Raw genomic sequence first — 23,509 nt, 5'->3', positions numbered from 1 at the left:
ATCATGCTGAAAGAATTGTGGCGAAAGCTGGGGGCGGAGTTTCTCCACGATGACGGCTCCAGTCAGGACAGCCAATCCGGATTGTTCGGTACAGGCGCATCCGGCAACAAGGAAGCATTCAGAATCCTGCCGCACATTACCCACACTGGCGAGTTTCACCTCGAGCGCCTCACCAGCCTGCTTAAAACCCGGTACGGAAAGAGTTTCGGGATGCCTTCCAGCAGTGCCGAAAGCGACGAGAACATCCGGGAGCTGATCAGTTTTGCCGCCCGAATTCAGGATCAGGATGTGCAGCGCGAACTGCTGCTTTTCTACCTCAATTGCTCCCCCGTGATTCAGGAATACCTGCGTGCTGAAACCGTGCTCGGTGAAGGACATTTCCTGTCACGGTAAACACTACTGCCCCTTAACCATCTGTAAATCAACCACACAGGTTGGATGTTGTATACTTCCATTCCGTTTTTATCCGGTTTCACATGCACAGACCGTCATCGCCGTTCCCACTCGGGTATGACAAGCTGCCAGCTCAGGGGTTATTCATGGGTTTGAAATGTTTTCGGGCTGGACTGCCTAAACCTTCCTTCATCGCACTCGCAGGCATCCTCACACTGACGGGATGTTCGGCAGACCGTTATTTCATGGTTCCCAAAACAGACCTCAATGAGCTTCAGGGATCCGTCAAGAGCCAGCGTGCGACTCTCGTTACCATGGAAGAGAATGCAGCGACTCGACACGAGCAAGCCGTTGCCCAGACCCGCTCATCGACTCAAACCATACTGGACGCGATCGCCACCCAGGTAGAAAAACCCGAATGTCCGCCCGTTCAGGTCCAGAAGCAGTGCCCCGCAACAGACAACTCAAAAGGCCGCGCTGATCGCCTCAAGGGGAAAGTCATTGTCGGTGAGGTAGAGAATTTCTACCTCGCGGGCCCCGGCTTGATCTACAAAGCTCGAATCGACAGCGGCGCCGAAACTTCCTCCATCGACGCACGCAACATCACCCGGTTTGAGCGGGATGGCAGCAACTGGGTGCGGTTTGATGTACCCGTTCCCGGCGCCGACAAGTTCGTGACCCTGGAGAAAGAAATCTCCCGTCGTGTCCGGGTTATCCAGGCCAGCGCGGACGAGGCTGAGCGCCGTGTTGTTGTCGAACTCCAGTTCTTTATTGGCGACCATCGGCAGGTAGCCGAGTTCACACTTGCCGACAGAACAAACCTGACCTACGAAGTTCTGATCGGCCGCAATATTCTGCGTGACGTAATGCTGGTCGATGTCGGCAAGGAGTACGCCACCGAATTGCCTGAATCCATCCGCAAAAGCAACGGGAACGAATCGTGACCACCCGCTCGCGCCTGCCGTTTTATATTGCCGTTTTTCTCCTCATCGCAGCGGGCATTTCGCTTGCTGTCTGGAGACACATTGAGCTTGGTATCCCCTGGCTGACAGGCGAGCAGCGTCCTGTCTGGATGGTCGAGGCCCGAATCGATTTTGACGCCGGCGACGGATCAGTGCTTGCCAGCCTCAACATACCCGAGCAACCTCCGGGATTCCGTATCCTTACCGAGCAGGCTGCATCACCTGGCTACGGCTTCTCTATCATCGACAGCTCGGGAAGCCGCCGGGCGGAATGGAGCAAGCGGGAAGTCTCCGGGCCGCAGACACTGTATTTCAAAGCCCAGTTTATTCCGGATGCTAACGCCCAACCGGAAATTGCCGTGCGGGAACCGAAAACACCAAGGACCTTTTGGGAAGAACCCGAAGCCACAGCCGTTCAGGAAATACTGGACCAGGCCAGGGCCCGTTCGAGTACTCCAGAAAGCATGACCCGAGAGCTTATCCGGCTGATGCAGCCCGACACCCGCACTCAGAACACCACCCTGCTGGTCTCGGAAGAGAACTACCTGGACCTTCTGGTCGATATGCTCAACCATAGCGGTATCGCTGCCAGGATAGCCGACGGCCTCAGGCTTGAGGATGCGCGCCGGCGGCAACAGCTGATGCCCTACCTGCAAATCTACAATGGCAAACAGTGGCTCACCTTCAACCCGAAAACCGCTGAACAGGGCGTACCTGACGATCTGTTGCTCTGGCGCCAGGGCTCTGCTTCGTTGCTGGATGTCGTGGGTGGGGAAAACTCCGAAGTGAGCTTCTCCATGCTCCGGCAAACTGTTCCGGCCCTGCAACTGGCGACCATGGAATCCGCCTCCAACGGCCTCGGTTTCCTGAGCTTCTATGAGCTGCCCATTGAAGAACAAAGCATGTTCCGGATGCTGCTGTTGCTGCCACTCGGCGCACTCATGGTGGCCTTCATGCGGATCGTCATCGGCATTCGTACCTCTGGCACTTTCATGCCCGTGCTCATCGCCGTGGCCTTCGTCCAGACAACTCTGGTGCCCGGGCTGATTGCTTTCCTGTCGGTTGTCGCCATAGGTCTGCTCATGCGCGGTTATCTGTCCAGTCTCAACCTGTTGCTGGTGTCTCGAATATCCGCCCTGATCATTCTGGTTATTTTCATCACCGCGGGCTTGAGCATTATTGGTTACCAGATGGGATTCAACACTGGCATGACGGTCACTTTCTTCCCGATGGTTATTATTGCCTGGACGATTGAGCGCATGTCCATCCTCTGGGAGGAAGAAGGCGCCCACGAGGTCATGGTTCAGGGTGCCGGCAGCCTGTTCGTGGCCATCTGCGCCTATCTGCTGATGAGCGCGCCTCTGGCTGGCCATCTGACCTTCAACTTCCCGGAGCTGCACCTCGTGATCCTCGGGCTGATCCTGTTGATGGGCCAATACACCGGCTACAAGCTCAGCGAGCTGCGACGGTTCACGCCAATGAAGGCGTACGACTGATATGGACTGGATTTCACCGCGATCTCTCAAGAGGCTCGGGATGCTCAATATGAACCGGAGAAATGTCGACTACATTTCCCGGTACAATGAGCGCTCGTCGTACCCTCTGGTGGACAACAAGCTGAAGACCAAGCTGGTGGTTGCCGAATACGGGGTAAAAACGCCCAAGCTGCTTCAGATTGTCCGCCAACAGCATGAAATATCCCACTTCCGGGAGATGGCTGAAGACCTTGAGGGCTTTGCGATAAAACCGGCGAAGGGGTCTGGCGGCAAAGGCATTACGGTGATTACCGGGCGCGATGGTGATGATTACATAAAGGCTTCCGGTTCCCGTGTCGATTCTTCATTCCTTGAGCGTCACCTGACCAATATTCTGGCCGGCCTCTACTCTCTTGCAGGCACTCCGGACGTTGCGATTGTCGAGAACCTGGTGGAATCCGCTCCTTCACTGGCAAAGTATTCGCATCAGGGTGTGCCCGACATCCGTATTGTGGTGTTCCAGGGTTACCCGGTGATGGCCATGCTGAGACTGGCTACAACCGCATCGGACGGTAAAGCCAATCTTCATCAGGGAGCCGTAGGCGTCGGTCTTGATATCGGGTCTGGTCGAAGTCTGAACGCAGTTCAGTTCAACCGTCCCATTACACTTCACCCGGATACCGGTCTTGCTCTGGAAAACATCCAGATTGAAGCCTGGGACGAGATGCTGGAAATGGCCTCTCGTTGCTACGAGGCGACCGGACTCGGCTACATGGGGGTTGATCTGGTGGTCGACGCCAACGAAGGGCCGTTACTACTGGAGCTGAACGCACGCCCCGGACTCGCCATTCAGATGGCAAACGGTCGGGGGCTGCTGCCCCGCCTGCGAGCCATCGAAGCGCTGAAACGCCCACACTTCACACCACTGGAGCGTTCCCGTTTCGCCATGGACACGTTCGCCAGTTTCTGAGTGCTTCCAGACATAAAAAAACCGGGGCCAAGGCCCCGGTTTTTTATTTTCACAGCGCTCTTAGGTGAGCTCGCCCCTGGCAATCAGGAGTTGCCGCTCGTGACTGAGGCCTTTCAGAAGCCCCCACGTCATGATCAACAGAACCACCGTAAAGGGCAGGCCAGCACTGATTGCTGTCGCCTGAATCGCGCCAAGTGCATCTTCACCGCCACCAAAGATCAAGGCCGCAGCAATGGCACCCTCAGCAACTACCCAGAACACACGCTGAGCGGTCGGAGCGTCGGTCTTGCCGCCGGCTGTGATGCTGTCGATAACCAGCGAGCCGGAATCCGAAGATGTTACGAAGAACACCAGCACCAGAATAATGCCCACGAACGACAGGATCCCGGTCAGCGGCAGATTTGCAAACATCTGGAAGGTCGCAAGAGACACTTCAGTCAAGCCGTTCTCTGCCAGCTCACCAACACCCTGCTGGATCTGTTCGATAGCAGCGCCACCGAAAGCACTCATCCAGACAACCGTGATAACGGTCGGAACAATCAGCACTGCAGTCACAAATTCACGAACAGTACGTCCCTTGGAAACACGGGCAATAAACATACCTACGAACGGTGACCAGGAAATCCACCAGGCCCAGTAGAACACAGTCCAGCCCTGGAACCAGGCTTCATCTTCACGACCAAACGGGTTACTGAGCTGCACAGCGTTACCAACATAGTTGGAAGAGGTAACCCACAGGGTCTCCAGAATGGTCATGGTTGGACCGGCGAAGATAACGAACAACAGCAAGACGGCGGCTACGCCCATGTTGATGTTACTCAGGACCTTCACCCCTCCGTCGAGGCCCCTGAGCACTGAGATCAGCGCCAGTGCTGTAACCCCGACAATGATCGCCATCTGGACATTGATTCCAGCGCCGATGCCAAACAGGTAATTGAGGCCGGAAGCTGCCTGCTGCGCACCAAAACCGAGGGAGGTCGCAAGACCAAAGATGGTGGCTACAACCGCCAGAACATCGATAATGTGGCCAGGCCAGCCCCACACTTTATCTCTCAGCAGAGGGAAGAAAGCAGAGCGGATGGTCAGCGGCATGTTTTTGTTAAACGCAAAAAATGCCAGGGAGAGCGCTACGATTGCATAGATGCCCCAGGGGTGCAGACCCCAGTGGTACATAGTCGCGCCCATCGCAAGATTGCGGGCTTCATTCGTACCCGCCTCTACGTTCAGTGGTGTCTCATACCATCCTGTGTAGTAAGCCACCGGCTCGGCAACGGCCCAGAACATGAGACCAATACCCATGCCAGCCGCGAAAAGCATGCAGAACCACGAAATTGTGGAGAACTCAGGTTTGCAATCCTGGCCGCCTATACGGATCTTGCCCATTGGCAGGAAGATCAACGCCAGGCACACAACCACGAAAATATTGGCACTGATCAGGAAAAACCAGTCAAACGTCGCGATAATGTCCCACTTTGTTCCATCGAGAAGCTCCTTCGCTTCCCCTGGGAACATCAGGGTCCCTATCACGAACGCAACAACCAGTATTGCCGTAATCGGAAATACCGGTGCGTGAAGATCCAGCCCGAACGGTGTGATATTGTCCTGGCCGGCCACGTAGTCCGTCGAATATTCGTCTTTGACTACCTTGCCCACGTTTTGGAGCCTCCTGAGTTGATAATTCGTTTATTCAGAATCGGAGTTCAAACATTACAAGCGCGTTATCATAATGTTTTGAGTTCAAAACATCAAAACTACAATTATTGCCGCCGCCTTGATATTTATCATAGACCATGATCGACAACGGACCAGCCAAAGTCCGGACCAATCGCGGCAGAACTCCGCTTCGTAGGACTAAACTCTTCTTTATCCGGTGAGCGGGTCGAGCCGGTTTTGTGAGACAACCAGAGGATCCCATGGAAAAAACCAAGACCTTTCCGCTTCGCTATTCGGCCTACGCGCTCAGCATCATCGGCTTTATCGTCTCTTTTGGACTGGTCATGTTCGCAGGCGTAAGCTTGGCGTTTCCGCTGATCTTTGGTGCCTTCGCAGCCCTTGGCACCTACGACCTGCTGCAAAGACGGCACACGGTCAGCCGGAATTACCCGATCATGGCCAACTTCCGGTACCTGCTCGAATCCGTCGGGCCAGAAATCCGCCAGTATTTTATCCAGTCAGACACCGAGGAGCGTCCCTTCTCTCGGGAGCAACGCACAATCGTGTATCAGCGCGCGAAGAATGTCCTCGACAAGCGCCCTTTTGGCTCCCAACTCGGCATGTATGAGGAAGGATTCGAATGGATGAACCACTCCCTCGCCCCTGCCCGCCTGAGCGGAAGCGATTTCCGGATTCTGATCGGAAAAAACTGTGAAAAACCGTACAGCGCAAGTGTGTTCAATATTTCGGCCATGAGCTTCGGCTCACTCTCCGCCAACGCCATACTCAGCCTGAATACCGGTGCCAGAATGGGCGGTTTCTATCATGACACCGGAGAGGGCTCCATCTCCCGATACCACCGACAGCCAGGTGGCGATCTGGTCTGGGAGATCGGCTCAGGGTACTTCGGCTGTCGCCACAAAGACGGTTCGTTCAACGAAGATATGTTTCGGCAGAACGCCACGATTGAACAGGTCAAAATGATAGAACTCAAACTATCTCAGGGTGCAAAACCGGGCCACGGCGGAATTTTGCCGGGTGCAAAGGTGACTCCCGAGATCGCCGAAGCCCGGGGCGTTTCGGTGGGTGAGGATTGCGTTTCTCCCGCCAGTCATTCGGCGTTCTCAACCCCCATCGAGATGCTTGAGTTCATTGACCGTCTGCGTGAACTGTCTGGCGGCAAGCCCGTCGGCTTCAAGCTTGCCATTGGCCACCCCTGGGAGTGGTTCGCCATCGTCAAAGCCATGCTGGAAACCGGTCGAAAACCTGATTTCATCGTCGTCGACGGAGGTGAAGGCGGCACAGGAGCCGCTCCACTGGAGTTTATCAACCGCCTTGGCATGCCCATGACTGAGGCACTTCTGCTGGTTCACAACACACTGGTCGGCACCCATTTGCGGGAAGACATCGCCATTGGCGCAGCGGGCAAGATCACCTCGGCCTTCAACATAGCCCGAACCCTGGCCCTTGGTGCGGACTGGTGCAACGCGGCCCGTGGCTACATGTTCTCCCTGGGCTGCATACAGGCGCTCAGTTGCCACACAGGGCGTTGTCCGAGCGGCGTGGCCACCCAGGACCCCAGGCGCGGCAACAAGCTCGACGTGGAGCTCAAGAGCCAGCGGGTGTACAACTACCATAAGAATACTCTGGACGCGCTGCAAAACCTGCTTGAGGCTTCCGGGCTCAAGCATCCATCCGAGCTTGGTCCGGAACACGTTGTCCGGCGGGTGTCTAAAACCGAAGTTCACTCTTACATGGACCTTTTCCCGTTCCTTGAACCGGGGGCCCTGCTGGAGGGAAAAACAGACCTGACTGTGTTCGATAAGTACTGGGAATCAGCCCGGGCGGATACTTTCGAACCACCGGAATTCATCCTCAAACTTCGGGAGACCAAGCTACGCTAAAAATTGCGATCAAAATCGCCGTCGGATGTTTATTTTTTCCATGGGCTCGTGTAGACTTCGCTCCCGCTAAGCCACTGAGAATACTCTCAAGTTTCGATGTGGCAAAGAGCGAATCGGGGCGTAGCGCAGCTTGGTAGCGCACTTGCATGGGGTGCAAGGGGTCGTAGGTTCAAATCCTACCGTCCCGACCAGTTTTATCAAACACTTAGCCCGGTCTCGAAAGAGCCGGGCTTTGTTGTTTCTGCAAAACAGCCCTTTTCGTCACCGTTTGGTCACCGTTTCTCAAACCCTTAAAAATCTCGTCACCACTCGGTCACCGTTTCGCGTGCTTCGCAAACATCCCTTTAGTTAAGAACGGCTCCACCAGTCGGCCAAAATCTTCACGCCCCATTTTCTCAAAATCCCTCTCAAATTGTCTGCAGCGAATGCGTTCTTGCTTCAACTGTTCCTGCAATACCTGATTGTGTAGAAACAGCAACCCAGCCAGATCGCTTATACGCGACGATTCCTGCTCGACCCTGGAGACAACACCTTCTAAGCTAGAGCATCGGTCACGAAGCTCCTGTGCCCCCTCCCAATTATCGAATTCTGGGAGAGTTAATTCATCCACGTATTTCATAACTTTAGCCCAGCACACCTGAGCATCACCAAGCAAACGCAGGGCATCCTTTTTGGCAGACTCTCCATCCGCCCTTCCCGACTGAATATCGCGATGAAGAATGTGACAGTCTGACTCAAATCGCTTTTGCTGATCCTCAAGACACGAAACAAAACCCATGACAGCACTCCCTTCTTGTTGTGTTCTCAAAACACTACCAACAGAAAGTGGCATGACCTGGTAAAAGTTGTGGCAAATAATGGCAATCCTGCCAGCTCGGAATTCCAGTCGTTGGCACTTCGCAAATGCCAAAATATGACACGGATGAAAATAAGAGCGAGATTTCGAGAGCATTGAGACGTCGCAGACCTATAGCCCCCTCATTTTAACTACGCCGGCGCCTTTGACCGTTTCCATTCGAGCGTATCCCCTGGTCTAGCGAGGTAATGCATCAAAACTTTTCCGTTAGCTTTGAGCAATTGATCAACTTGATCTACCTGCATCCCCCATATTTCAGCAAGCTTGAACGTCACGGAGGCAGCATCCCACGGCATCAAAGACACGCCACGAACTTTAGCGAATGGCCCATCACTTTCAGAAACAACACGATCACGGGGCATTAAACCTGCCAATTTTCTGCCGTTAGAAGAAGCCAGCATCGCAGGCCCAACACTAAACCAACAGCCCAACTCTTTGGCTCGGGAAAGCTGCGACGGAGAATCGGTGAACCAGTGGAGAACCGCTATTCCGTAGCGAGGCTGAGATTCGAGCAAATCTAATATATTCTTTGCAGCCGATCGAGAGTGAATACTTAGGACACGCCCCCAAGGGTTGCACTTTTTTGAAGCACAGCCCGTAGTATGTCTATCTGAAGGTCGAAATGCTGTCTATACCGAGCAGATCCATCAAGACCTACTTCACCAACTCCCGAACACCCCTCCATCTGCAAAAGCAACAGATCCAACTCGCCGGACTTTTTATCGGCAACTTCTGGATGAAGTCCTGGTGAAACGAATATTTTATCCGTGGCAGGCAGCACCTTTGATGTCGCTGCAAAAGCTCTCGGGCTGGTAGTGACCAACCATACAAATTCAACTCTATTCGATGCTTCCGAATAAACCTTTCGCGCATCAGGATAGAGATCCAAGTGACAATGAAAATCCATCAAATTACGCCGTCCCTCCGAAGCAAAACCGATAGCTCTTTCAAGCCTTGCTCAATAACACGGCGGTAGCGGGGCCGATCTGCCTGCGAGGCAAACGACAAAGTGGCCCCAAGAAAATAATCAATACCTTTTTGCTCCGAAGAGAGAACCGCGCAAGCCAACGCCATAGGATCATCCGCCTTTATCTTGCCCGCGGAAGACAATGATCGAAACTTATAATTTGTTGTGTCAACTTTCCCCCAATGCTTGATGGCCGCCTTACGAACCATGCATGGCACACAACGTCCACAGTGCGTTCGGTTGTATGTGCGAAAGCGGCCACAACTTGTCGAATCACAAGCATGTAACTCCAACAATGACTGATCAGCACATTCAACCAGCATTTCACCTTTGGTTTTGAACCGGTATGGCATAATTAGACTGGCTTTGATATCGAGACCTACCAACAGGTCTTGAAGCATGGTCATGAATAGTGGGTGTGTTGTTCTGGTACTAAAACTAGCCATCCTTCCTGGCAACAGAGGTGGGTTGATGCTTATGAACCCATTTTCTGCCACGAGTATCTCTGATTTCTCCATTGGCAGAAGCGATGTTGCAAGTACCGCCAGCCCATAAAACGCCATCGAACGCGCCCTAGTGGATGTTTCTTTTTTTCCTTTGAAAACAACACGGTGACTCCATTGCTGATGCCATTCACCACCACCAAGGTCATTGGCATATTTAATCTGTCGAGCCGAATCCTCAAAGGCGAGTTGCGAAACAAAGATTGGTTTACGCCCTTGAGATACGGCATCGATCCCACCAATTAGACTATCGAGTCCACCGGAGAGCAAAGCGACAGAGTCTCGATCACAAAGCCTAGGCTGACCTCTAGGTGGTATTGGACCACCCGATGAGAATTGCAACGCCCAAAAGTCACCAGTCAATACGCGCAACATCTTTTCGACAAGCTGACGATTGGCCTCCCATGGCGCAGGGTCATTGAGCGAGATAACAAGTTCAATCTGACGAGTCCAACCATCAGCGCTTTCCTTACGAAGAACAGACACATCGGCTGCATAGACAGCAAAGCAAAAAAGTACAAAATCCCATACTGGAACTGATGGGGCATAACCTTCCTTCTCCAACTCTCGAGTCCAGCCGTGAGCTATGCGACCAACTTCTGGCCGAGATGATGACTCCAAAAATGTGAAGGCCCGTGAACCAGAAGGTAAAGGATCTGGCAACGCATCAACACTCGAACAAATAATTTTCATGATTCAGCAAACACCGTCAGTGCGTCTTTGAGAGCGGCATTCGCCAACTCTCTCATAGCTCGTGGTGCATCTCCCGCCCGCGCTTTTTCCATTGACCGATTGACCACCACCATCACGTAATCCAGTACCTGCCCCAGGCGATTTTGTATTAACCGAGGGCTGTATTTCAGCTTTTCAAATACCTGGCCAAGTTCAAGTTGAACTCGGTTATAAACATCATAAGCCACGGTGTAAGCCATCAAGTTGGCGATTTGATCATCCGTCAAATTGAAAATATCGGTATTCGGTTCCACTTCGTAAAGATGCGCAATAGCATGGTCCATGGAGTGCCTGGCAGAGTCTTCGTCAACGCTCCCTCCTGTGGGAATCAGTTTCTGCACTACCTCAAGAGCAGTCTCCTTTGCAGAAAGCCCGCGATTCTTTATTGAATCGACCCAGGCATTTATGCCCAAATCAGAACCGTCGCGAGCCGTTGCGAGGAACCCGCCCAATGATGATGCAGCGACTGTACTCGCGCGCATTCGACTCGCCGCTCTGGATGATCCTCCCATCCCCTTTCTCACGAAGCTTGATACACCTCGGTGCAGATCGGAACTGCTGCCAGACTTTACAAATTCAGTCAAAGCGGCACGAGCCTGTTGATATCTTCCCGGGGGAGCTTTGGCCGGACTTGAGGGTGCCATCGTGGGATTCTGATTATCCTCGCCACCGTCCGTGCTGCCGGCATCGTCTGAGGGCGCTGTCCCCGGACTAAGGGGAACATCCGCGTATTCGCTGTCAATACCTGCTTTAGCGTCATCCAACCATGGCGGATCAAAAGGAACGCCTGTGCCGGCACCCGCACTCGATGCAGATGTACCCATTATTTCTTCCTCGCATGAGCAATTGCCTTTTTCACAGACTCAGGTGTATCTACATCACCTACCCATTTGTCCAGCACCTCCTTCGCCCAGTCACAGTCCGTCAAAGCAGAAACAAATCCGGGCGCAAGTTCAACAACAGGCGCTTGGCTAATAAATGCCGCAGCACGTGGCCCTGCGCTTGGATAGATGCGACAGACCTCAGTCAACATCAAAATTTCCTCGTGCTTCTGCCAGGTTCTATTGGACCGCCGTGCATTCCATGCCCTTGCCATAGCAAGACCTGACTGCACCTCCCCGGCCTCTCGAATCTGTTGCTTTAACGCCTCATTTGATGTCCGAGCGGAAACGAGCGAATCACGTAACGCCTTACCAGCAGCATTTAGCTCATCAGCACCAAAATCCCTGATCGTACTATCTCGGCTTAGATGTAATATAGGCCTCAAGTCCATATCGCCAAGAGGCGGCTCGAGTCTGAGCCACTCGCGCGAAAATTCTTTATCGCCAAACAGTGCGGGAAGCTTTTGATCGTCCGCCTTCGCAGATTCCTCTGCCTCTCGAAGAATTAAGACTTTGCCTTCGTTCTCAGCAGAAACCTTTTCTGCAAGCGCATTTGCAATTGATTCGTCACACCGCTCAAGGAGATGCCACTTTGCCAAAATCTGGACGTCCACATCGATGTTTTGTGGCTTAGCTAAGGCCTTGCGCAAGAAAACAGTATTAAGGAAACGTTTGACCAGCCTCGGGTTAGCTTGCACAGCACTGGCATTGAATAGAAGCGGAGCCAACCGCTCTGCCAATCCCATTAAACCAAGAAGCTCAGAATTTCCTGGTGGAGAGAGACTTTCGAGAAATACCAAGTCTACAGACTTTCCGGTCCATGTTTCCCTTAAGCGAGTTTCGACGCTCACCTTCGCAGCTTCAAAAGCTTCGACATTTAGATGCCCATTCCGGTGCGCCCGCTCCAAGAATAACAATGCGGTATAAGCTTTGGTTTCATTGGGACCAAGTCTTGGCACACGCAGCGGTACTTGAATAAGCTTATCAAAGTAATTAGTTGCAATATCATCATCCAAGCCAGTGCCAGAGAAATGCACTCGCACAGCACCGCGGATGAAAACATCGTCGGCTGCGATAACAAAAGCACTTTGTCTCAAAAACAGCAGTAAGCGTATTGCCTCCAACGTTGAAATTGCAGTTTTCGGCAAACACCTATCAAGGTCGTCGACAAAGACGACCAACGTGATTCCCAAATCATTCAGTAGCTCTTCAAGTGCGTCACGAAATGACTGAATTTCCTTGGGTAGCGAAATTGGCTGCGCTTCATCCAAAAGCCCCTTCGTGGCAGATTGCGCCTCCTGTGCAGCAGCGTACCCTTCTTGAAAAGAACTGTTTCTATAAGCCTCTGTGCCCGAATCCAAAGCCTTACCGATAAGACCGACGGGCACTCCAGTAAATATCGTCGCAGCCGTCTCTCCTCCGAGCTGGGCCAGTCGCAAGAGGTTAATTCGTTTGACCAGGGACTTGGCTTTGTCAAACAGCCCCTCGTTCTGCTCCGCCTCTTTAAGAACCGCGTCTCCTACAGTTTGCAGCAGTGCCGTTCGGGCGTCTTCAAAACCTTGGTAAAGCCATGGGTTGAAGGTAACAACGATATACCTTGTAATACCTTGCTCATCGGATTTTTGGCTATCCCCCTGATCGGGCGACAATTCTGATGCGACCATTCGAACGAGGGAGGATTTGCCCATCCCCCAACCACCAGATATGCCAACCGAAATCGGCTCTCCCCCTGCATCCCGAATAAGCTCGGCGCAAGCCTTCGCGACCAGGCGAAAATTAACGTAATCAACAGTAGTCTCATTGTCATGCCACACGCTATAGCCCTCCAGTTTGGCTTCTAGATAATCCACTGTTGCGCCAGCAAGAAGGTCAGCGAACCTCTAGCGAAAGCAAATCTTAAAAATAGGAGCCTTAGATTTCGTAAACCATCAAAGTAACGTTTTCGCACCATGACTGCTACGCTTGAGATAGCTTTCTCATTCCATCTCGCAAAATCTCTAAAAATGTATGATTTCTACTCTCAGCATCTGAAACTATTGCATCAAAAGACATTACAAAGGTGGGGGCTGGAACTACTGTTCCATCTTCTTTGAACGCTTTGAATTCCTGATAAAATGTTTTACCAGTAGAGTAAATAGGAGTCCAATTCATCTGCCTCAGCCTTGATGACATTTGCTCACTTATCTGTATGACTGCGTAATACCACATTCTCTGAATATTCGGACAGAATTCTATTAACTTAGATGCTCGATCCATCAATTGATTAACTGAATACTGGTTTTCCTTTTCATTATCAGTCTTCTTTTTTATTTCTATCATAACCACATCAACAGGTTTTTCTGAACTTGGATCGGCAGAAAAAATCATCGCGATATCAGGCCTTCCGTCTTCCCCAGAAACCTCTTCATCTAAACGGATATGCTGGATCACTTCATCCATTCGCCCCTCACTTAAGACAGTCCGAAAATTCATAAACTTGTCATCTAAAAGCCAGGCATTATTTTGGTAAACACCTTCAACCATTGACTCCTTAGAGAACTTTTTATATCTTGGAACAATCAAGTTATGTATTTCCGACTCGCTATTATCTTTAGTCATCTCTTTCATTCTTCTTATTATTTTTTCACGATACAAAATATACTCTGTGAGAGTTCGGGACGACAACTCGAGCGACTTTTCATACTCCCGGTCAGTCATTTCTTCACATTGAAGAATCTCTTTCTGAACATGAAAGAACTTCTGCTGAGCAATCTGCAAAGCATCATCTCTATCGATCAAACCTGCAGTTTCTTCCTCAAAGTATCCAAGTAGATGAGGAAACTTCTGTTCAAAACCGTCTTTAATTTTCCGATTATTCTCGTTTATCTGAGGTATTTTTTCTGCCAAGATCTTTCCCACCTCTCTCGTGAGCAATCGATTCAAGGAAACCTCATGGTAATCCCCCCATTTTTAGCGGGGTTCAAAAGTAGACCTCAGGCCATCATAGCCAACTTCTGTTGAGGGGTAATCCCTCCGAGTCCCATATTGGGTCGTTCGTGATTGTAGTGCCAGAGCCAACGAGTGGCATAATCCTGGACTTCTTCGGTGCTGTCGAATAGATATTGTGCCAGCCAATCGTAACGCACCGTTCGGTTGTAGCGTTCGATATAGGCATTTTGCTGGGGTTTGCCGGGCTGGATAAACGCCAAAGCAATGCCTTGGTTCTCCGCCCAGGTCGCCAGCTTGCCACTGATGTACTCTGGGCCGTTGTCACAGCGAATAGAACGAGGCTTGCCCCGCCATTCGATGATCTGCTCCAGTGATCGGATAACGCGCTCTGCCGGAAGCGAGAAGTCCACTTCAATGCCAAGGCCTTCGCGGTTAAAGTCATCGATCACATTCAGCAGCCGGTAACTGCGTCCGTCGTTGAGCTGGTCGTGCATGAAGTCCATCGACCAACTGTCGTTGATCCTGTCCGGCACAGCCAAAGGCTCCGGCTTTTCACGAACCAGGCGCTTCTTGGGCTTGATGCGCAGATTCAGTTCCAGCTCCCGGTAAATCCGGTACACCCGCTTGTGATTCCAGGCAAAGCCTTTCACATTGCGCAAATGCAGGAAACACAGACCAAAGCCCCAGTTCCGCTGATTATGGGTCAATCGAATCAGCCAGTCGGCAATCTCGGCATTCTCGCTGCTGAGCTTGGCCTGGTAGCGATAGCAGGTCTCGCTGATGCTGAACATCCAACACGCCAGGCGAACGCTGACACGCTTCTCAGTGACGGCCTTCTGCGCCATCTCACGGCGACGAGACGGCTTCACCACTTTTTTTCGATGGCTTCCTTGAGGATGTCAGCCTTCAGCCGTTCTTCGGCATACATCTTCTTGAGCCGGCGGTTTTCATCCTCCAGCTCTTTCAAACGGGCCATCATCGATGCGTCCATTCCGCCGAACTTCGCGCGCCATTTGTAAAAGCTAGCGCTGCTCATGCCGTGCTCACGGCACAGCTCTGGAACCGGGACGCCGTTCTCGGCTTGCTTCAGGATCGACAGAATCTGGCTGTCGGAAAAACGTGACTTCTTCATGCAGAATCTCCCTGCGTGTAGCTTACGGAAAATTCTACTTTCGATCACCGCTGTTTTTCGGGGGGATTACCTCATGAACTCCATCTGGGAGAACAAGTTTTTGCCGAGAAGAATCTGAGTTTGTGTGAAAAAGTTCAGACTCAAAAATAAAAATACAATCATATCCCGCTGGAACAGCCCCGGGTGATAAGAGTTTAACTGGAACGGTACGACCATCAATATCAAATGCGGTAAACTGACGCCCTTTGCCTTGCGATCGTTCAATGTGATAGTGCATCTTAATTTTCGAGAAAGCATCAAACTCTACATCTTCGATTATAACAGTCGAAAACCGTGGCAGATCATTCTCAGTTATTACAGATTGAGATGAAATAAATCCCTTTTTAACATTTTCCTCATCTGCCTTAAGTGTAATCCTTATCTTAAAAGGTATGCGTTGAGTCCGTAAATCTTGGAATTTTGGTAAAAACTGGTCAATCACCTGCTCTTTGAGTGAATCAGGCTTCAAATTATCGTAGGATTTTATGCGTTCATTGGCAAATTCGGTAAACACAAGGACTGTTCTCTTATCCAATGGAACATCCGTTTCGTCATAATCAGATTCACCAGAGAAATTTTCTTTAAAAACGAATGACCGACGAGAATTTCCCCACTCACTCAGCACAGATATTTTCTTGAAGTAATTCAAGAAAACAAGACGACCAATACCCTTATGCAAATTGTCCCTTGGCCTCAACAGGGTTTTAAATCGATTAAAATTATCCTCGTTAAAGCCATCGCCATTATCAGATATCGTGATCTTTAAAGTATCCACCCTTTCAAACGAAAGCACATCAATATTAATGTCAATTTCCGTCGCGTTTGCATCTAAAGAATTGTGGATAGCCTCAAAATAAACCAGCTGCAAGGAAGGGTTCGGAAAGAACAACTTAATTGCACTACTCGTTTCTATATCCATCTCACTGATCCCTTCCGAAAAACAAAAAACGATTATCTGAATAATTAATTCAGATCAACTCAGCCTGGCAGTCTCGGGATTATAAATTACTTTAGTAATTGACCCATCCCGAATCCGATCAACCGCGTCATCAATCACCGATAGCGGCACCAGAAACCACTCCTTAGGCTTCACGGGGTGCCCAAACCTATCCTTGATCTCCAGATCCAACTGGGCAGGTGCAAACACGCGATGAAGCAGCGCTTCCAGTTTGGTTCGGTTAATCCCGGCCAGTTTGTATGTGGCCACGATTTCCACCTCTGCCAACAGATAGGTGGCATCATGCTCGGCGTTGGCGATGCGTGCTTCCACCTTGCCACCCGTCACTCCGATCTTATGGATCAGCTCTCTGTGCTCAGCCACGAACGGATTCTGTGACTTGCTTCGAAGCACGTAAATGGTCCCACTTTCTACGTCGTCATCATCCCAGGTATCACGAAACAAGGGGCCGGCATCATGCTCTGTAACCCGGCGACCGGTTTCATCCTTGTAGAGGGCTCGCTGGAGAGACCGGAGCAGGATGTCGCTTTCAGTCTCATTGGAGTAGATCACCCGTAGCCTGGCATCTCTTTCGCCGTTGGGAGCTTTAAAGGCCTCCCCTACCTCTGCCACGTAGACCATTTGGCCATTCAGGATGAAGAAATTGCCCTGTTCGATACTGGCGTCCTGCCCAAAGCGACGGGTCTCACGTATCCCGGCTTTGAGTTCTGCCTCTACCTGCTGGAATAGCGACCTGAACTGGTCAAAGTCCTCACATTTTGTGCGATTGGCAATGTCTTCTACCGCACGTTTCTCGGCGGTAGAGCGAACGTGGCGCAACTCAGTGAGTCCGCCAGCAGGCGCCATATCACTAAGCTCTGCGAGCAATTCCTCATCATCCAGCTCCTCGGCAGACTCGCTTTGAACAGCTGCCTTACCATCCAACAGCCCCTGATAATCAAGGTCAGCCACTAGCTCACGACATTCCTCCAGCGAACGAATCCGGTCGAGGCGCACGGCGTACAGGCGTTCGAAGATGTCATTGTCTTCGCCATGCTGTGGAGCCCGGCCATGTTCCTCCACGAAGCGCTGAACTTCCGCAAAGCCGGCAATAATCCGCTCGTCCCGGGCGCTGCGGCTTTTCTCTTTCTTTGGCTGGGCAAAGTCCTGTAGCTCTGCACTGAGCTCATCAAGATCCATCGTAACGGCCCTCTTCTCGATATCTCATGAACGCGGCGGCCCCCTCGGCCATTCGCCTCTCCCAGGCATCCTGAGAGGTGTTGGAGGGCGGCCGACCCCGCTCTCGCTTAAATTTCACAGCGCGGATCGCCAGCTCTTTTGCCTCATCCGGAGACAGGGTTGTGCGTTTGGCCGAGATGATAGACGCAATTTGTTTAAGACTGTCCTCACTCATAGTCTTTGCCAAAATGGCATAGGCCTCGCTGAACGGGTTAATCCGGTCGATCAGATCGATATCTAGCTCGGTTACGTCCATGGCAAACTTTCGCACACCAGCTATCAGTGCGGTATTCGGTTTGGTGCTCGATTCACCACCGGCCCCGCCTACCTCACCTTCGCTGCCCCCGATCGTTTCGAGCAAGGCCTGTTTCGCTTGCTGGGTCATATTCAGCGCAGCAATAGCATGCTGCCGCACGGCCTCTTGATCGTGCTCATCCAGTTCCGGATACCGATCTTTAATGATCTTGCCCATGCTGACCTGGGTAAGCTCTTCCGGAATCATCTCCTCATCGAACAAGCCCCGCTCAATCGTATTCTTATCCTGAACAAAGCTGGCGATCACCTCGTTCAAGTCTTCCGTGCAAATTCGGGATGCCTCTTCGCTCTTTGGCTCAGCCAGGCCCTTTATCTCTATCTGGAACTGACCAGACTCCTCATTAATCCCCACATTACACTTATTCGGATCATAGCCGTCTTCACCATAGTCATAGCCCTCAATTGGGCCAGTAGCCGTTGCTTTAGGCTTAAATTCGAAGCGAGGAGCCAGTACCTGCTCCATAAGCAAACTGGCGGCTATGGCTTTGAGCGTATCGTTTACCGCTTCCGTTACTACCTGCTCTGAGGCATCCGGTTCTGCAATGAGATTGGTAAAACGTGCGCGGGTTTTGCCGGGTGCATCCCGGGTAGAACGGCCAATGATTTGCACAATCTCAGTCAGGCTCGAACGGTAACCTACGGTTAAAGCGTGCTCACACCAGATCCAGTCAAAGCCTTCTTTGGCCATCCCCAGAGCAATAATGATGTCTACATGATCACGGTTATTCTTCTGGGCAGAATCTTTCAGCGCAGCAGATACTCGGTCACGCTTGGAAGCATCGTCATCCACCAGATCAGCAATGCGCAGTACTTTGCCACTTGAGGTTTTGACTAATTGGAACCCGGTTTCAGGATCAGTACCCTGCCAGTCACCCAGTTCCTCAATTATGTGCTCAACTTCCCGGATCTTGTCTTTGGTGCTCTCACGGGAGTTCACATTCGGTATGTGGACGATCGTCTTCTCGTTCGGGTCCAAGACTTCCAGAATGCTGTCCGCATAGGAGCCAGAATAAAAGAAATAGCCAATATCGAGCTGTTTCAGATACTCGTAACCGTTCAACTGTTCATAGTAGGTGTAAGTCACCGTATCAAAGCGGGACTCATCAGTGGGAGCCAGCACTGCCTCCGCGTCACCTCGAAAGTACGAGCCTGTCATGGCAACAATGTGGACTTTATCTCTGGCTATGAACTGCCCCAGCTGCGCCCCCAGCCTGTTATCTGGGTTAGCGGAAACGTGGTGGAACTCATCCACGGCAATCAGTCGATCATCAAACGCCTCGATACCCAACTGATCCACCGCAAAACGAAACGTGGCATGGGTACACACCAACACCTTATCGTCACTAACCAAAAAGGCACCCACGGACTTAACCTTACCGCCATTATCAGAACCTGGTGCATTGCACAGGTTCCACTTCGGCTCCACATGCCAATCAGCCCAAAAACCAAAATCGCTCAACGGTTCATCGGCAAAGCTGGAACCGATGGATTTCTCCGGTACTACGATGATCGCTTGTTTCAAACTCTGGTTGTGCAGCTTATCCAGAGCAATGAACATTAATGCCCGGCTCTTGCCGGATGCCGGCGGCGATTTAATCAGCAGATACTGCTCTCCGCGCCGCTCAAAGGCACGCTCTTGCATTGGCCGCATACCCAGCTCATTGGACTTGGTAGAGCTGCCGTTGCGGGCATAAGAGACTGATACGGACGGAACGGTTTTAGTCATTGGGTACTTCCTGTTTTAATCCCAGTCTGATTATTTATCCGGCGTGTGAGCCTGGCGCTTCACCTGATCCTCGAGCTGCTCAAGCTCCTTGAGGTCTTCCTCGTCAGCCAACCTTGCTTCGTTGGTTTTACGCTTCTGGTCAAACTCGTCATAACGTTGGTGAGCGATCTTCTCCATGTTTTCCCGGCTGACGGAACCAGCCCCTTCCAGAATCGGCTGGTCGTTGAAGGCTAACATGCGATCCACATTGTTGCGCCAGAACTCCAGCGTAAGGTCTTTCTGTTGCTTCACCCGCAATTCCGCCTGCTCGAGGAAGATCACCACCAGGCGGTTGAGGCTATCCATTTCGTCAGCAGTCAGGTAATTCTTGGCGATGATCACATCCTGTTTGCGCACCCGGGAACCCTTCCACGTGGTCAAGGCCATGTTCGGCTGATCCGGGTCTGCACGTTTCAGCACCAGCTCAGCAGCTGTGTAACCGGTAACGGCGTAGATCAGCTTGTTCTGTACCTCAGCAAAAAAAATAGAGGTTTCCCGCTCCCTGGCCCGGTAATCCGAGCTAAGAGCGAAAAGGTCACGCACCTTCTGATAAAACCGCTTTTCAGATGCCCGTATCTCGCGGATACGTTCGAGCAATTCATCGAAATAGTCCCAACCACCGGGATTCTTCAGGCGCTCGTCGTCCATAACGAAGCCTTTGAGCAGGAACTCCTTCAAATGCGCACTGGCCCATCGCCGGAACTGGACACCACGAGGGGAACGGACGCGGTAACCAATGGCCAGAATTAGATCCAGATTGTAATGGCTTATTTTGCGTTGAACCTGGCGGCTACCTTCGGTGCGAACTGTCAAGGATTCCTTGACAGTTGCCTCCGGAGTTAATTCACCGTCTTCGAAGATGTTCTTGGCATGAAGTGACACATTTTGCTTTGTGGTTTGGAAGAGCTCCGCTGTTTCGAGCTGGGTAAGCCAGACGCTGCCATTCTCTGCTCGCAGGTGGAGTTGGGTTTGGCCGTCATCGGAGGTGTAGAGGATCAATTCGCTCACTGGTTACGTCCTTGTTTCGGCTTAACGCTTTTGGCTTGACCCGGCTGCTTTGAGGTCATTTTGGTATAGAGCTCAAAGAGCTTTTCTAATCGTTCGGTATCATTCTTAAAGCGACGACCTATGAAAATTCGTTCAAGGACCTCGTCATTTTGTTCATGCGCATCAGCAAGATTTGCAGGCATCTTTTCTGGATCATAAAGCTCTGCAATAGTCGACGGGAAATGGCTTTCTCGAGCGATCAAAATATTCTCAGCGCAGATGGTCAGGTCAGCCTTATTCTTTTCCGTTAAAACTGGCAGAGGAAAGGTATTCCAACCAAGTGTATTTGAGTATCGGTAGTCGGTTTTTATCTTCCCACAGACTGTCGCGACCCACACCAAATGTAATCGAGAGGCTAGAACTGCTGCATTCCAAAGAGGGCCATCAAAGATGGCAGAGGCACTATCGGCGACAATGTCTCCCCTCTTCCCAACCGCAAATGGTAAATACTCTCTACTCTCCGAGCTATGTCTGGGGACAACAATTGGGAGCTCATTGCCATTTTGGCGGACCTCGCCAAACCTGTAAGGCTTTCGTGCAAGCTCCTGCGTTGATTTCTTACTACTGCCTAACCGCATACTTTTCACGGCACGGAGTCGTTCGCTTATACTCTCGCTCGAAGACAGCAAATTTAAGTCAGCGTCGGTCATCCACAAACAGAACCTTGCTCTACCATTAATGGAATCATCAGAACCAAGAAACCTTCTAACAACCCGCTTTCTCTGGACATCATCTATATCAAGCAAATCAACCTCGTCCTTGTCCAATAAAAGATATCCTCCGTCAGTTGGGGCACTACCTTTTGTCATAGGTTGCAGAGGACTCAGTGGCGATCGGCTTTTATCAACGATAACGTTCTGAGCTGGCACTAAATAAGGATTAATATTATCTACTTCTTTAATTTCACTATTCCCAAATTTATCTATGCTATATATACGAGGTCGCTTCTTGGCACCTTTTGATATACCCACAATAACGACAGTTACACCCGCATTGTTCGCCGCCAAGTTCTTCCAATTAAATGATGTATGTGCAAAATTAATTCGATGACCTGTCGCAAAAATCATTGGCCATAGGACTGGCGCTTGCTGCCCCTGACATATTGAGTTAGTAGAAACGAAGGCAGCACTTGAATTTGTTTTTGAACCATAATCCGCAGCCTTCATGAACCAAGCTGAGACATAATCAAGAGATTTCCAAGTCTTTGCCCTTCCCTCAAATATCGCATGTAGATCCGCTTTGCGACTCTCGTCCTCTTTTTTTAACCGCTCTCTAACTTCCTTGGTTGCTCCTTTCGGAGGTTTAATCGTGGCACCAACATAAGGCGGGTTACCACAGATGTATGTTTCTCCACCTTCGTTTTCAAAATCGACATAAGACTCTGAGGCTTTTGATTCCAGACAATCATCCGAATATGCTGGCGCATCCAATCCCGTAAAGGGACATACGCTTAACCAATCGATCCGCAAAGCGTTACCGCACGTAATCCAATTATCGGCATTGAGAGGCAGAAACTCCTGAAGCGCCTCTTTCTGCCCTCTATAAAGGACATCACACTGATACTCCGCAATAATCAGCGCCAAGCGGGCAATTTCTGCCGAGAAATCACGCAGCTCTATACCCCGGAAATTCGTAAGTGGGATATCACTTTTCCGACCCGGCTCACCCCGTAGCTCATTGATCTTGTTTTCAATCTCGCGCATCTGTTTGTAGGCGATTACCAGGAAGTTTCCGGAGCCGCAAGCAGGATCAAACACTCGAATCCGAGCCATTCGATTACGGAGATTCAGAAGCTTTCGAGGGTTATCACCAGCCTCCTCCAGCTTCTCTCGGAGGTCATCTAAGAACAGTGGATTTAACACCTTGAGGATGTTTGGAACGCTGGTGTAATGCATTCCGAGCGAACCCCGCTCCTCATCATCGGCAACGGCCTGGATCATCGAACCGAAGATATCCGGATTGATCTGAGTCCAGTCCAGGTTTCCAATGTGAAGAAGGTAGGAGCGGGCGATCTTACTGAACTTTGGTACTCGGATACTGCCGGAAAACAAGCCGCCGTTCACATAGGGGAAACGCTCTGTCCATCGTGGCAGCTTCTCAGCCTGCCGGTCAGCCGCCCGGGTATTCATCGACCTGAAGACCTGGCTGATCACTTCATGAGTGTTGGAGGAATCCCGGGCGCTCATCTGCTCTACGGTGTCCGTAAACAGGCTTTCACCGGCAAAAATATCGGTGTCTTCAGCAAAGAAGCAGAAAATCAATCTGGCCATAAAGTGGTTCATTTCATGGCGCTGCTCACTGCCGCCCCAATCCGGGTTATCTTTCAGCAGTTCAACATAAAGGCGGTTCAGGCGGCTGGTCGCCCGTATATCAAAAGAGCTATCCCGCAGCTGTTTAACGGTAGAAATACCCGCCAGCGGAAGGAAGAAACCGAAATGGTCAGGGAACTGTTCGTACTCACAGGCAACCGTTTCACCCGTTTCGAGATCTTCAGCTTCAAAATAAACGCCATCCGTAGATAGGATAAATCGCGCTTTAGCCCGTGCAGTCGCGGGGCTCTCCCTGAGCTCCCCCAGCTTTTGCGTCACCTCTCCAGTACCGGTCACAGCAATGTGGATGTTGTTGGTCTGTAACACGCCGCCCAGATCTGACTTGTTGGTGGTGCCAGCTCTAAGGCGCTTGATAGTGGTTTCTTTGTTGCCAAAGGCACGTAGGAAGGCGAAGGGGAATTCGTCTTTATCGAACGCCTCCAGGGCAAGTTCAGATATGGCTTCTTCGATTTCTACTGCGTTCATTGACAATACGCCTTCA

General features: G+C 51.2%; 19 protein-coding genes and 1 tRNA gene. 6 read left to right on the top strand and 14 right to left on the bottom strand.

Annotated elements, in window-relative coordinates:
* Window positions 1-3 precede the first annotated feature (3 nt).
* From ACP86_RS16540 to ACP86_RS16525, 4 genes are all read left to right on the top strand, one after another.
* Entirely contained in the window at window positions 4-393 is a 390-nt protein-coding gene (locus tag ACP86_RS16540; protein ID WP_014576600.1) for a hypothetical protein, read from the top strand.
* A gap of 245 nt (window positions 394-638) precedes the next feature.
* A complete protein-coding gene (locus ACP86_RS16535; protein WP_014576599.1) occupies window positions 639-1,337 on the top strand; it encodes an ATP-dependent zinc protease in 699 nt (232 codons plus the stop codon).
* A complete protein-coding gene (locus ACP86_RS16530; protein ID WP_053114816.1) occupies window positions 1,334-2,851 on the top strand; it encodes an inactive transglutaminase family protein in 1,518 nt (505 codons plus the stop codon). The genes ACP86_RS16535 and ACP86_RS16530 overlap by 4 nt, the downstream gene beginning before the upstream one ends.
* A 1-nt stretch (window position 2,852) precedes the next feature.
* A complete protein-coding gene (locus tag ACP86_RS16525; protein ID WP_041645124.1) occupies window positions 2,853-3,800 on the top strand; it encodes an alpha-L-glutamate ligase-like protein in 948 nt (315 codons plus the stop codon).
* 60 nt (window positions 3,801-3,860) lie between these two features.
* Here the strand turns inward: ACP86_RS16525 and ACP86_RS16520 are convergent, their stop codons facing one another.
* The gene (locus ACP86_RS16520) at window positions 3,861-5,453 is read right to left on the bottom strand and encodes a BCCT family transporter (protein WP_053114815.1); all 1,593 of its coding nucleotides are present in this window, start codon (window positions 5,451-5,453) and stop codon (window positions 3,861-3,863) included.
* 260 nt (window positions 5,454-5,713) lie between these two features.
* Between ACP86_RS16520 and ACP86_RS16515 the strand changes: the two genes are divergently transcribed.
* Window positions 5,714-7,357: an FMN-binding glutamate synthase family protein gene (locus ACP86_RS16515; protein ID WP_053114814.1), complete on the top strand. Its 1,644-nt coding sequence runs from the start codon at window positions 5,714-5,716 to the stop codon at window positions 7,355-7,357.
* A gap of 114 nt (window positions 7,358-7,471) precedes the next feature.
* Window positions 7,472-7,548 (top strand) — tRNA-Pro (locus ACP86_RS16510).
* Window positions 7,549-7,670: 122 nt separating this feature from the next.
* On the opposite strand, the gene ACP86_RS16505 is transcribed toward ACP86_RS16510, so the two are convergent.
* The 13 genes from ACP86_RS16505 to ACP86_RS16445 form a co-directional block, all read right to left on the bottom strand.
* On the bottom strand, window positions 7,671-8,135 hold the full coding sequence (locus tag ACP86_RS16505) for a hypothetical protein (protein WP_053114813.1): 465 nt from the start codon (window positions 8,133-8,135) through the stop codon (window positions 7,671-7,673).
* 209 nt (window positions 8,136-8,344) lie between these two features.
* Window positions 8,345-8,728 (bottom strand): TatD family hydrolase, encoded by a 384-nt coding sequence (locus tag ACP86_RS23530; RefSeq protein ID WP_264752436.1) that lies wholly within the window; start codon window positions 8,726-8,728, stop codon window positions 8,345-8,347.
* 38 nt (window positions 8,729-8,766) lie between these two features.
* Window positions 8,767-9,120, bottom strand: coding sequence for a TatD family hydrolase (locus ACP86_RS23525; RefSeq protein WP_200905072.1), 354 nt, complete (start codon window positions 9,118-9,120; stop codon window positions 8,767-8,769).
* A complete protein-coding gene (qatC, locus tag ACP86_RS16495) occupies window positions 9,120-10,376 on the bottom strand; it encodes a Qat anti-phage system QueC-like protein QatC (protein WP_200905071.1) in 1,257 nt (418 codons plus the stop codon). The genes ACP86_RS23525 and qatC overlap by 1 nt, the downstream gene beginning before the upstream one ends.
* Window positions 10,373-11,239, bottom strand: coding sequence for a Qat anti-phage system associated protein QatB (gene qatB, locus ACP86_RS16490; protein WP_053114811.1), 867 nt, complete (start codon window positions 11,237-11,239; stop codon window positions 10,373-10,375). Before qatB ends, qatC begins: the two co-directional genes overlap by 4 nt.
* Window positions 11,239-13,146 carry a P-loop NTPase fold protein gene (locus ACP86_RS16485; protein ID WP_200905070.1) on the bottom strand — a complete coding sequence of 636 codons (1,908 nt, stop codon included), beginning with the start codon at window positions 13,144-13,146 and terminating at the stop codon, window positions 11,239-11,241. The genes qatB and ACP86_RS16485 overlap by 1 nt, the downstream gene beginning before the upstream one ends.
* Window positions 13,147-13,252: 106 nt before the next feature.
* The gene (locus ACP86_RS16480; protein ID WP_144422724.1) at window positions 13,253-14,182 is read right to left on the bottom strand and encodes a hypothetical protein; all 930 of its coding nucleotides are present in this window, start codon (window positions 14,180-14,182) and stop codon (window positions 13,253-13,255) included.
* Window positions 14,183-14,268: 86 nt separating this feature from the next.
* A protein-coding gene (locus ACP86_RS16475; protein ID WP_094182521.1) for an IS3 family transposase occupies window positions 14,269-15,356 on the bottom strand; the annotation gives its coding sequence in 2 pieces (ribosomal slippage) (window positions 14,269-15,104 and window positions 15,104-15,356; 1,089 coding nt in all).
* Window positions 15,357-15,390: 34 nt separating this feature from the next.
* Window positions 15,391-16,314 (bottom strand): ATP-binding protein, encoded by a 924-nt coding sequence (locus ACP86_RS16465; RefSeq protein WP_053114808.1) that lies wholly within the window; start codon window positions 16,312-16,314, stop codon window positions 15,391-15,393.
* A 54-nt stretch (window positions 16,315-16,368) separates the two neighbouring features.
* Window positions 16,369-17,532, bottom strand: coding sequence for a GIY-YIG nuclease family protein (locus ACP86_RS16460; protein WP_053114807.1), 1,164 nt, complete (start codon window positions 17,530-17,532; stop codon window positions 16,369-16,371).
* Window positions 17,522-19,612 (bottom strand): DEAD/DEAH box helicase, encoded by a 2,091-nt coding sequence (locus ACP86_RS16455; RefSeq protein ID WP_053114806.1) that lies wholly within the window; start codon window positions 19,610-19,612, stop codon window positions 17,522-17,524. The genes ACP86_RS16460 and ACP86_RS16455 overlap by 11 nt, the downstream gene beginning before the upstream one ends.
* A gap of 30 nt (window positions 19,613-19,642) precedes the next feature.
* Window positions 19,643-20,659: a virulence RhuM family protein gene (locus tag ACP86_RS16450; protein WP_053114805.1), complete on the bottom strand. Its 1,017-nt coding sequence runs from the start codon at window positions 20,657-20,659 to the stop codon at window positions 19,643-19,645.
* Window positions 20,656-23,493 (bottom strand): class I SAM-dependent DNA methyltransferase, encoded by a 2,838-nt coding sequence (locus ACP86_RS16445; protein WP_053114804.1) that lies wholly within the window; start codon window positions 23,491-23,493, stop codon window positions 20,656-20,658. Before ACP86_RS16445 ends, ACP86_RS16450 begins: the two co-directional genes overlap by 4 nt.
* Window positions 23,494-23,509: the final 16 nt, after the last annotated feature.

This window comes from Marinobacter sp. CP1, from assembly GCF_001266795.1.
Lineage (GTDB): Bacteria > Pseudomonadota > Gammaproteobacteria > Pseudomonadales > Oleiphilaceae > Marinobacter > Marinobacter flavimaris.
Note: the sequence above shows the minus strand (reverse complement) of the source record. Positions and strands in the feature narration are given on the sequence as shown.